Annotated in this window: 9 protein-coding genes and 1 pseudogene; 3 read left to right on the plus strand and 7 right to left on the minus strand. The window is 67.4% G+C overall.

The window, feature by feature from the left end; all coding sequences use genetic code 11:
* Positions 1-27: 27 nt before the first annotated feature.
* Together cysQ and Q0996_RS02715 are read right to left on the minus strand one after the other, a co-directional pair.
* Positions 28-876 carry a 3'(2'),5'-bisphosphate nucleotidase CysQ gene (cysQ, locus tag Q0996_RS02710; RefSeq protein WP_299615732.1) on the minus strand — a complete coding sequence of 283 codons (849 nt, stop codon included), beginning with the start codon at positions 874-876 and terminating at the stop codon, positions 28-30.
* On the minus strand, positions 873-3,215 hold the full coding sequence (locus tag Q0996_RS02715; RefSeq protein WP_299615734.1) for a xanthine dehydrogenase family protein molybdopterin-binding subunit: 2,343 nt from the start codon (positions 3,213-3,215) through the stop codon (positions 873-875). Before Q0996_RS02715 ends, cysQ begins: the two co-directional genes overlap by 4 nt.
* 186 nt (positions 3,216-3,401) lie before the next feature.
* Between Q0996_RS02715 and Q0996_RS02720 the strand changes: the two genes are divergently transcribed.
* Positions 3,402-3,848, plus strand: coding sequence for a VOC family protein (locus Q0996_RS02720; protein ID WP_299615736.1), 447 nt, complete (start codon positions 3,402-3,404; stop codon positions 3,846-3,848).
* A 279-nt stretch (positions 3,849-4,127) separates the two neighbouring features.
* A complete protein-coding gene (locus Q0996_RS02725; RefSeq protein WP_299615738.1) occupies positions 4,128-4,610 on the plus strand; it encodes a hypothetical protein in 483 nt (160 codons plus the stop codon).
* Here Q0996_RS02725 and Q0996_RS02730 read toward each other — a convergent pair.
* A complete protein-coding gene (locus Q0996_RS02730; RefSeq protein WP_299615740.1) occupies positions 4,607-5,782 on the minus strand; it encodes a GNAT family N-acetyltransferase in 1,176 nt (391 codons plus the stop codon). The genes Q0996_RS02725 and Q0996_RS02730 overlap by 4 nt on opposite strands.
* Before the next feature lie 156 nt (positions 5,783-5,938).
* Here Q0996_RS02730 and Q0996_RS02735 point away from each other — a divergent pair, with 156 nt between their 5' ends.
* Positions 5,939-6,574, plus strand: a complete 636-nt coding sequence (locus Q0996_RS02735; RefSeq protein WP_299615742.1) for a hypothetical protein — start codon at positions 5,939-5,941, stop codon at positions 6,572-6,574.
* Positions 6,575-6,782: 208 nt separating this feature from the next.
* Here Q0996_RS02735 and Q0996_RS02740 read toward each other — a convergent pair whose 3' ends face one another.
* The 4 genes and pseudogenes from Q0996_RS02740 to Q0996_RS02755 form a co-directional block, all read right to left on the minus strand.
* Complete coding sequence (locus Q0996_RS02740) at positions 6,783-8,168, minus strand: glutamine synthetase family protein (RefSeq protein WP_299615744.1); 1,386 nt, start codon at positions 8,166-8,168, stop codon at positions 6,783-6,785.
* A gap of 135 nt (positions 8,169-8,303) precedes the next feature.
* Positions 8,304-8,771, minus strand: coding sequence for a RidA family protein (locus tag Q0996_RS02745; RefSeq protein ID WP_299615746.1), 468 nt, complete (start codon positions 8,769-8,771; stop codon positions 8,304-8,306).
* A gap of 165 nt (positions 8,772-8,936) precedes the next feature.
* Complete coding sequence (locus Q0996_RS02750; protein WP_299615748.1) at positions 8,937-10,445, minus strand: hypothetical protein; 1,509 nt, start codon at positions 10,443-10,445, stop codon at positions 8,937-8,939.
* 252 nt (positions 10,446-10,697) lie between these two features.
* Positions 10,698-11,259 (minus strand): annotated as a pseudogene (locus Q0996_RS02755) (vitamin B12-dependent ribonucleotide reductase); the annotation flags it as partial.

Raw genomic sequence — 11,259 nt, forward strand, 5'->3', positions numbered from 1 at the left:
CAAGGCTCTGTAGGCGCTGGTAACTGTTCATTCCTCACCCACCGCGTAGAAGTAAGGGTTTTCGAAGTCGGGCTTGCCGTAGTGCAGGGGCTCGTCCTCTAGGGTGTAGACCTGGCCGCCGGCGGCCAGCAGGACGGCGTGGCCGGCGGCGGTGTCCCACTCCATGGTGCGGCCGAACCGTGGATAGAGATCGGCACGGCCGGAGGCGACGAGGCAGAACTTCAGCGAACTGCCGGCGCTGACCTTTTCGGCCACCTTGTAACGGCTTAGGAAAGCTTCCAACTCGCCGCCGGAGCCGTGGCGGCGGCTGGCGACCACGACGGCGCCCTCTTCCGGAATCTTGCGGGCGCGGATGTCCATTACCGGCTGATCGGTGTTGGCGAAGACCGCCCGGCCGCTACCGCGGCTGCCGTCTTCGCGCTCGCCGCAGATGCCGGCCCAGGTCATCGCCATGGCCGGGGCGTGGACCACGCCGGCCAGCGGCTCGCCGTCTTCGATGAGGGCGATGTTCACGGTGAACTCGCCGTTGCGGGAGATGAACTCCTTGGTGCCGTCCAGCGGATCGACCAGCCAGAAGCGGTTGCCGTCGATCACCGGCACCTCGCCCGCCGCCATGGCCTCTTCGGCGACCACTGGAATGTCCGGGGTCAGGGTGTTGAGGGCACCGAGAATGAAGGTCTCCGCCGCCTCGTCGGCCTCGGTGACCGGGGAGGCGTCGTCCTTCTGGCGGACTTCGACTTCTTCGCCCTCGACGTAGTAGGCGAGAATGATCTTGCCGGCCCGCTCGGCGATCAGCTGCAGGGTGGCGAGGAAGTCGTCCTCGCTCATCTCCTCGGCCCCTTCGGCGAGGGCGCCGTTCTCCTTGCCGTCGCTCACTCCGCCGCCCTCTGCCGTTCGGCGCTCTGAATGGTCTGCCAGACCTTCAGCGGCGTCGCCGGCATGTCGATGTGGCGGATGCCCAGGGGCGAGAGCGCGTCGACCAGGGCATTGATGACCGCCGGGCAGGCACCGATGGCCCCGGCCTCGCCGGCGCCTTTCACGCCCATCTCGTTGGTCACGCAGGGCGTGTCCTCCAGCATGGTCAGTTCGATGGGTGGGATGTCGTCGGCCCGCGGCATGCAGTAATCCATGAAGGAGCCGGTGAGGAGCTGGCCCATCTCGTCGTAGACCGTGTGTTCCAGCAGCGCCTGGCCGATGCCCTGGGCGGTGCCGCCGTGCACCTGACCGGCGGCCAGCAGCGGGTTCACCACGACCCCGAAGTCGTCCATCACGACGTAACGCACAACGCGCACCACGCCGGTTTCCCGGTCCACCTCCAGCTCGCAGACGTGGCAGCCGTTGGGGAAGGTCTGGGGACCGGCGACGACGTGGTGCTGATCGTCGATGGGCTCCTGCATCTCCTCCGGCAGTGCGGTGTCGCCGTGGCTGGCCCGTGCCACCTCGGTGAGGCTGACGCGCTTGTCGGTGCCGGTGACGGTGAAGACGCCCTCGGCGAACTCGATGTCGGCCTCCGCGGCTTCCAGCAGATGGCCGGCCAGCTTGCGGGCCCGTTCGATCACCTTGTCGGCCGCGCCGTCGAGCGCCCGTCCGCCCATGAGCAGAGAGCGCGAGCCGCCTGTGCCGCCGCCCTGGGGCAGGTCCCAGGAATCGCCCTGGTGGATCTCGATCTGCGCCGGCTCCAGCCCCAGCTTGTCGGCGAGAAGCTGGGTGTAGGCCGTGAAGTGCCCCTGGCCGTTGGACTGGGTGCCGATCCACAGGGTGACGCCGCCGTCCTCGCGCAGCTTCAGGCGCGCGGTCTCCTCGCCGTTGGAGCCGCAGACCTCGCAATAGGTGGCAAGGCCCAGTCCCCGCAGCTTGCCGCGGGCCGCGGCCTCGGCGCGCCGGGCGGGAAAGCTCTCCCAGTCCGCCGCCGCCATGCCCCGGGCCATGATGCGCCCGAAGTCCCCGCTGTCGTAGATCGGGCCGAAGGCGGTGGTGAAGGGCAGGGCCTCGGGCGCGATGAAGTTGCGGCGGCGCAGTTCGTCGGGCGACAGGCCGAGGTCGCGGGCCGCGGCATCCATCAGCCGCTCGATCATATAGGCCGCTTCCGGCCGTCCGGCGCCGCGGTAGGCGTCCACCGGCACGGTGTTGGTGAAGACGCAGGTCACCTCGGCATAGCCGACGGGAATGGTGTAGAGGCCGCTCAGCATCGGCCCGTAGCAGCCGGTGGGGATGAAGGGGCCGAAGTTGGAGAGATAGGCGCCCATGTTGGCGGTGGTGGTGACCCGGATGCCGAGGGCGCGGGCCTCTTCGTCGACGGCCAGTTCCGCCAGGGTGACGTGGTCGCGGCCGTGGGAATCGCTGAGGAAGGCCTCGCTGCGGTCGGCATTCCAGCGCACCGGCCGGCCGAGGCGCCGCGCCGCGAAGAGCACCAGAACGGTTTCCGGGTAGACGAAGATCTTCATGCCGAAGCTGCCGCCGACGTCCGGCGAGATCACGTGCATCTTCTCCTGCGGCACCTTGAAGATCTGCTTGGAAAGCTGCGGCACCAGACGGTGGGAGCCTTGGTTGCCGCTGTAGAGGGTGAAGGTCTCGCTGGCCGCGTCGTAGTCGCCGGTGGCGGCGCGCGGTTCCATGGGGTTTACCACCAGCCGGTTGTTGACGAACTCGAGCTGCACCACCCGGTGGGCCTTTTCGAAGGCTATATCAGTGCCGGCCTCGTCGCCGGTTTCCCAGACCACGGCGGTGTTGTTCGGCGCTTCCGGCCAGACCTGCGGTGCGCCGGGGGACGTGGTGTCCCTGGTGGCGACCACCGCTGGCAGGTCGGCGTAGTCGACCATCACCAGCTCGCCGGCGTCGCGCGCCTGGGCCGGGGTCTCGGCCACCACGAAGACCACGGGATCGCCGACGTGGCGCACCCGCCCGCGGGCCAGTGCCGGGCGCGGCGGGGTGATGGTCCGGCCGCCGTTCTTGCCCGGCATGGGCGCCAGGCAGGGGATGTTTCCGACGCCGTCGGCTTCCAGGTCCTCGACGGTGAAGACGCCGAGCACCCCGGGGGAAGCCTTGGCCTCCTCCAGGTCGATGGAGCGGATTTCGGCATGCGCGTGGGGACTGCGCACCACGACGCCGTAGCTCTGCCGCTCCAGTTTGATGTCGTCACTGTACTGGCCCTGTCCGGTCAGGAAGCGCGCGTCTTCCACCCGGCGCAGGCCCTGGCCAACGCCAAATCGCCCCATGGCTCAACAGTTCTCCGAGAAGGTCGTTTTGTGTGGATTGGCCTTGATGATAGTCGAGGGAACCGCCCGGCACCAAGGGGAAAGTCCCAATGTTTCCAGGACCAAGTGTTTCCAAGAGATGACAGGAGATTGTTCGTTGACCGCTGCGCTAAGCTCGCGCCAATGAACGCGGCAAGGAGCGGGGCGATGGAACAGCGGCTGACGATGGTGACCCTGGGGGTTCGCGATCTGGCGCGGGCACGGGCCTTCTACGAGGAGGGGCTGGGCTGGACCCTGGGCGACGGGGTCGAGGGGCAGGTGGCCTTCTACGACCTGGGCGGCATGCTGCTGGGGCTCTACGGGCTGGAGGCTCTGGCGGAGGACGCGAAGACCGCGCTGGCCGAACTGAGCCCCGGCCGGAACTTCGGCGGCATGACCCTGGCCTACAACGTGCGCGACAAGGCGGCGGTGGACGCCACCCTGAAGGAAGCCGAAGCCGCCGGCGCCACCCTGCTGAAGGCCGCCGAGGAGGTCTTCTGGGGCGGCTACTCCGGCTATTTCGCCGACCCCGACGGCCATCCCTGGGAGGTTGCCTTCAATCCCTTTTGGACGCTGAATGACGACGGCAGCGTCAGCCTGCCGAAGAAGGACTAGAGCGTGATGAGTTCATATAGGATTGGTTTGACTGGGTTTCCGCGTCTGCTGGCAAGGCGCGGTCCACGCCGTGGACTGGATCGTCCACAAGAGGGCCGTAACGCCGTCAGCGGGCGCGAAAACCCGGCCTTCGGTGGGCCGGATCAGCCCATCGGCTGCGTTGCGGCGCTTGCCCGATGCACCACATCGCGCTACGCGCCGCGCCTGACCGAGTGGGCTGATCCGGCCCATCAAACCAATCCCATATGAACTCATCACGCTCTCGGGTTGGAAGACAGTATGAGCCTGGACTTGGGCGAAGGCCTGGGCGCGGTCCTTGCCAGGATCAACCGCGGCCGCCTGGGCCTGCCGCAGGACTGGAGTGCCGAGGCTCTGGCGGCGGCGGAAGAGGTCGTGGAGGGCCTCTTCGGGCCCGCGCAGCGGCTGGTGATCTACGGCACCCTGGCACCGGGCGAGGCCAGTCACGCGGAGATCGCCCATCTCGGCGGCCACTGGAGCGAGGCGCGGGTGCGCGGCAGCATCCGGCGCATCGACCGCGGCACCCACAAGGGCCTCACCGCCATGCATCTCGATCCCGGGGCGGCGCCCCTGCCGGTGAAGCTTCTGGTCAGCCCCAGGCTGCCGGCAAACTGGCCGGCCCTCGACCGCTTCGAAGGGGAGGAGATGTTTCGCCTGCTGGTCCCGCTGGAGCCGGCCGGCGGCCCGCCCGGCGTCGCCAACATCTACACCCTGCGCCGCGCCATGCTCACGGCGCTGAGCTAGCGCTCCGGGTCTCCGCAGTCTGCCTGTTTGAAGGGGCTGTGGTCGCCCAGGAGATCGATCTGCTGTTCCATGGCCTCGCATTCCTGGTCCAGGAAGCGCGCCACGGCCTCGCGGAAGGCGGGGTCGCCGATCCAGTGGGCGCTGTAGGTGGCCATGGGCAGATAGCCGCGCTGGATCTTGTGTTCGCCCTGTGCGCCGGCCTCCACCCACTCCAGGCCGTGGCGGATGGCGTAGTCGATGGCCTGGTAGTAGCAGGTCTCGAAGTGCAGGAACTTGAAGCGGGCGAGGGCGCCCCAGTTGCGGCCGTAGAGGGTGTCGTCGCTGCGCAGGTTGAGCGCCCCCGCCACCAGCTCGCCCTCATAGTCCGCCACCATCAGCACCACGCGCTCCCCCAGGTCGCGGCCGATCCGATGGAAGAACTCCCGGGTCAGATAGGGCTGTCCCCACTTGCGGTCGGCGGTCGCCATGTAGAAGCGGAAAAACGCATCCCAGTGGCGCGTTTCGATCTCCGGGCCGGTGAGCGCGCGCAGGACGATGCCGCTTTCCGCCACCTTGCGCCGTTCCTTCTTGATGGCCTTGCGCTTGCGTGAGGCCAGGGAGGCGAGAAAGGCGTCGAAGTCGGGGTAGCCCTGGTTCTGCCAGTGGTATTGCACACCGATGCGCTGCAGCAGGCCCAGATCGCCGAAGTGGTCGAACTGCGTCTTGGGCGGGAAGGTGATGTGCAGGGAGGAGACGCGGTGGCGGCGCGCCAGTTCGATCATCGCCGCCGTCAGGCCGGTCATGATCTCCTCGCGCGGCGCCTCAGGATGGACCAGAAGCCGCGGGCCGGTGGCCGGCGTGAAGGGCACCGAACACTGCAGTTTCGGATAGTAGTGGCCGCCGGCGCGCTCGTAGGCGTCGGCCCAGTTCCAGTCGAACACGTACTCGCCGTAGGAATGGGACTTCAAGTAGAGCGGCACGCAGCCCAGCAGGCCGCCGGCCGGGTTCGGGAGAACCAGATGCTGCGGATGCCAGCCGGTCTCCCCCGTTGCCGAGCCGCTTTCTTCCAGGGCGTTCAGGAAGGCGTGGCTGACGAAGGGGTTGCCGCCGGCGCAGGCGTCCCAGTCCGCCGCGGGCACCTCCGCGATGCGGCTGACCACCTGCACGGCTAGGGAGTCGTTTCCGTCCGGCATCGGTCCTTGCGTGAAAGAGGCGATGCCTAGGAGATGACACCTGTCCCGGGGTCTGGCAAGGGGCTCACGCAAGAATGATGCAGGACTGCGGGCGCCAAAGAGACATTCGGGTCAAACGGTTCTAAATGGGCGGCAGATGATCTAGCTTGGTCTTCGATGAAACGTTCCGGTCATTCAACCAGAGCGGCTGCCGGGCTGCTGACGCTGATGGCGCTGGTCTTCACTGCGCCCGCCGGCGCTGCCGCGGAGGATCCAGATCTCCTGCCGGCGCCCACGGCGTCCTACACCGCCGACACCGTCGTTACCTACGGCGGTGACACCCTGGAGATGAAGACCTGGCACCGCGGCTCCTGGGAGCGTCAGGAATTCGCGGTGGACGATCTCACCCAGATCACCATTCTGCGGCCGGACCGCAACCGGGCCTATGTCACCCTGCAGCAGAGCCGCCAGCTCTTCGAGATGCCTTACGCGGAAGCGGCCCTACTGCCCACCATCGGGACCCTGCGGACCTTGGAAACCCGCAAGCTCGCCGACACAGAAGTGGACGGCGAGCCGGTCGGCCATTTCCAGGTCGTCCAGGCGGAACCGGGTGAGGCCGGTGGGGCGGAGGCGGACGGCGGCGCGCCGGTGATGCTCGATCTCTGGATAACCGCCGACGGCATCGTCATGCGGGCGGAGGGTGAAATCCTGGTGGACGGCTACCGCGAGCCCTTGCAGCTTTCGCGCCGCAACCTGCGCCGCCAGGCACTAGACCCCGATCTCTTCGAACCCACCCTGGATCTTGAGCCTTAGAGCTTGAACGGAAATGATGACTGTCTTTCAAAGGGTTACTGCCATCTAGCCCTCCCCGACTGTCATTGCCGGACTTGATCCGGCAATCCATCGAGGTTCGGGTCTCGGTCTTTCCATGTACCCTCGGAACGAGCCCGAGGGTGACGATTTGGAAAGGGACGACGTTGGCAAACCAGTCAGATCACACCATTCATTTCGGATCAGACGCTTAATCCGCCTGCAGGAACCAGTGGTATTCCAGCGGGCTGATCTGGGCCTCGAAACGGTCCTGTTCCATTTCCTTGCAGGCGCGGTAAGCGCGGACGTAGTCGGCCCCCAGATAGTCGCCGAGGGCGCAGTCGTCGGTGAGGATTTCCAACGCCCGGCGTGGACGGAAGGGCAGGCCGTCGTCGTAGGCGGCCGAGGCATTGCCTTCCCAAGGGTCGCCGGGATCGGCCTTGGTGGTGATGCCGTGATGGACACCCGCCAACAGGGTTGCCAGCGCCAGGTAGGGGTTGGCGTCAGCGCCGGCCACGCGGTGTTCGATGCGCCGGGCCGCGCCCTTGCCGGTGGGCACGCGCAGCGCCACCGAGCGGTTTTCGAACCCCCAGGAGCGCTGCGTCGGCACGAAGATGTCCGGCAGGAAGCGGCGGTAGGAATTCACGTTGGGCGCCAGGAAGGCCATGGCCTCGGGCAGCAGCTTGAGCGTTCCGGCGATGGCCTGGCGCAGGGTCTCGCTGGCCGGTGCCGCGCCTCCGTCGAAGACGTTGTTGCCGGCGGCGTCCAGCAGGCTGACGTGCATGTGCAGGCCGCTGCCGGCGCGCTCCAGGTAGGGCTTGGCCATGAAGCTCGCCTGGAAGCCGTGCTTCTGCGCGACGCCCTTGACGATGCGCTTGAACATGACGCAGTGGTCGGCGGCCAGCAGCGGGTCGACGATGTGCTGCAGGTTGATCTCGAACTGGCCGGCGGCGTATTCCGCGGTGATGGCGCCGGTCGGCACGTCCTGCTCCGCGCAGGCCTTGCTCATGTCGTCCAGCATGCCGGTGAAGGCGTCCAGGGTGCCCATGCCGTAAACCTGGGTGGCGCGGTCGCGGCGCCCGGTGATGGGCGAGCGTGGCGGCTTCGGCGCGCCGTCGGGATGCCGTTCCCGGTCGATCAGATAGAACTCCAGCTCGAAGGCGACCACCGGCTTGAGGTCGAGGGCCGAAAGGCGTTCCACCACCCGGGCCAGCACGTTGCGCGGCTCGTAGTAGAAGGGCTCGCCCGCCTCGGTCTCCAGGGTGATCATCACCTGGGCCAGCGGCCGCTCGGCCCAGGGCACCGGCTTCAGGCTGCCGGGGATGACCTTGACCAGACAGTCGGGATCGCCGTCGGAAAAGCCGTGGCCGTCCGGGTCATGGCTCTCGCCCTGGGTATCCAGCAGGAAAATCGACCCCGGAATGGCAAAGCCGGAGCGCAGCACCTTGCCCATCTCGGCGACGGGATAGCGCTTGCCGCGCACCACGCCGGAGAGGTCGGCGAGAAGACAATCCAGCGCCACGGTATCGGGATGTCGGGCCAGGAATTCCGCCGCCTCGGCGGGCAGGTCACCGTCGGAGTCGCGCATAATGCTCATTTGTCCCGCCGCCCGGGGGTCCGGTCAAGCTTCGAAGCGGTCAAGGGCGGCGTGAACCAAGTAAAACCCGGATCGAGCCCAGTCCGGACCAAGTATCGATCAGGTCAATCTCCGCAGGGCCGGGGGTTGCACCGATCAGGCGATCTCCACCACCGCTTCCACTTCCACCGCCACGCCCAGCGGCAGGGAGCCGGCGGAGACCGCGGCGCGGGAATGGCGGCCCTTGTCGCCGAAGACCTCGACCATCAGGTCGGAGGCGCCGTTGACCACCTGTGGCTGCTCGGTGAAGTCCGGGGTGGAGTTGACGAAGCCGGTCAGCTTGACGACCCGCTGCACCCGGTCCAGATCGCCGCCGCAGGCCGCCTTGACCTGGGCGATGACGTTGATGGCGCAGAGCCGTGCCGCGGCCCGGCCTTCCTCGACCGAGATGGCGTCGCCCAGCTTGCCCACGTGGTGGCGCTCGCCGTCCTTCACCGTCACCTGTCCCGAAACGAAGACCAGGTTGCCGGTCTGCACATAGCCGACGTAGTTGGCCACCGGGGCTGCGGCCTCCGGGACGTCGATGCCGAGTTCGGCCAGGCGGGCGTCAATCTCTCCAGCCATCGGGCGGTTCCTCCGGTTGATTGCTGTATTGGTGGGGCGGTCGTCGCCTTGGGGCGCGGAGCATAGCGCCGGGCTCAGGGCGCCGACAAGCCCGCCAAGCGACCCATTGCGGTCGTTCTGCGGCATGACGGGACCGTGCCGGGAGAGTGAGCTGCTGTGTGATGCCTATTGGATCACCGGCGTGCAGCTCATCTGCAGGCTGTACTGGATGGGGCCGATGGCGGGCGCGGCGGGGTCGTAGGGTTGGCCGCAGAAGTCGGGCCCTGCGGTCTCCAGCGGTGTGCCCGGGTCGAGGAAACTGTCCAGGTCCCGCAGCCGGAAATCGCCGCCCTCCGCGTCGGCATAGATGTCGCTGGTGACCTTGTCCAGAAGCATGGCTTTCAGGGTGCTCACCACGTTGTGGCTCTCCGAAGCGCGGGCGCCGTCGTGGGCCATGATCCGGCCGTCGATGACGTTGTTGGCGATCACCGCGTCGGACTCGACGGACAGCAGATCGATCCCCTTGGTGTTGGCCAGGAGGTTGTTGTGGATCTCCGTATCGGCGCTCTTGTAGAGCTGAACCCCGGCCGCATGGGGGCAGTTGGCGATGATGTTGTAGCGGGCCAGGCCCCGCTGATGCTCCACCGCGCATGCCCCGTCGCGGCAGACCGAGGGCTTCGTGCCCTCGCCGCCGAAGGAAAAACCGATCCTTATGCCGCCGGTCAGCCGCCGCTCGCAGAACACCAGGTTCTGCTCGAAGACATTGCCGTCGCCGGCGCCCTTGAAGAAGGCGCCATAACTGACGCGGTCGCCCAGGCCCTTGGCGAAGTCGGCAATCAGGTTCCGCTGCACGCGCCAGCGGCTGGCGGCGACGATATCGACCACGGCCACCGGGTTTTCGGTCATGCGCGGCCGGTCGTTGATCAGGGCGTTGTGCAGGATCAGGCCTTCGTCCGGGACGCGGCCCTGTTTGGCGTTGACCTTGATGGCGGCGTTGAAATTGGTGATCCAGTTGTTGCGGATGACCACGTTGGTCGCTTCGCCGACGACGTGAAAGGCGTGCTCACAGGCACTGTCGTCGGCGCAGATGCCTTCGATCACCAGGTTCTCGAAGATCCAGTGGGGAGCCTGGACGTGAAAGCCCTCCAGGATGTCGAACTCGAAGCGGGCCGTTCCCAACGCCGCGGCCCGGACCACGATGGGCTGATCCGGCGCGCCGGCCGTTTCGACCTGGATGGAGCGCTCCGAGACGCGATAGCTGCCGGGCTGGATCTGGATCACCTGGCCGGGGCGGGCCGTTCGTATTGCCTCCTTGAGGTCTTCGACCGAGGCAATGAGGACGATCTCCTTGGGATCCGGAGCCTCCGCGCCGAGGCCGGTAACGCGCGGCCCGACGAGAGCGCTGGTCCAGGCCTCGGGACCGGGCAGCGGCCGGGCGGTTTCGGCGATGGCGAAGCGGTCTCTGGGGTCGCCCGCCACCAGAAAGCCCTCGATCAGATCGAAGGCCCAACCCGCCTCGGGGTGAAGGTGCCGCTGCCAGCGGATCTCCGGCTTCAGATAGCGGCTCCAGGTAACCAGGGCCGGTTCCTGAAAAACGTAGTGGGTGGTCAGCGCTGCCGCGCCCAGCCCCAGTCCCACGATGACCGCAAGAGACACAGAGAGCACGACCAGCAGCTTGATCAGCCGGCGCAGCATGGGGCCTCGTCCCCCGGCATTGGAGTCCTGACCGGCAACCGCCGCACCTGTGTCGCTCCCCTGACTGCGCCTCCCAGACCGGCGGCGAGTCTAGCGCCTTTCCGGCGGCACCGCCAAGGGTCCGCCGATGGGCCTGTTCCCCAAAAAAGAGCGGGGTGCCGCCGCCGCGGGCACCCCTCAAGTTCACAGGGAGAACTCAGACGTGAGTCATACAGGTAGGAGGCTCTACCTGAGTTACTATCGAGCCACTCCTCATGAGCAGCCGCTGGTGCTGCCGCAGGTTGCGCACTTAAGGCACGTGCCATTGCGCACCAGGGTAAAGTTACCGCAGTCGTCGCAGGAATCGCCCTCATAGCCCTTCATACGCGCCTCGCGGACGCGCTCCAGGCGAGAGTCGACCTCGCGGACGACTTCGGTCTCGACGGCAACGGCTTCGGCGGTGCCTGCGGAGCCGGCGAGCTCTTGGGTTGCGCCGTTGGCCGCGACGGGCTGGGAGGCCTGGACCGTCTGGCCCAGGGGTCCCGCCATCCCGTTCGCTGCGGCTGCGGCGCCACCGTTCAGGACCAGGAGCTGGCTGCGGACGTAGCCGGTGGAGGCGTAGCGGCGGACGGTCTCCGCCACCGCAGCCTCCGGCAGGTCCCCCTGGCCATCGCCCCGGCCGACGGAGTCCGGCGCCATATCCGCCGGTTCCGCGTGAGCCAGGTCGTTGCGACCCAGGTAGGAGATTGCCAGCTCCCGGAAAATGTAATCGAGCACGGAGGTCGACATCTTGATGGCGTCGTTGCCTTCGACCATGCCCGAGGGTTCGAAACGC

It is taken from the genome of Pelagibius sp. (assembly GCF_028289705.1).
Taxonomy (GTDB): Bacteria; Pseudomonadota; Alphaproteobacteria; order Kiloniellales; family Kiloniellaceae; genus Pelagibius.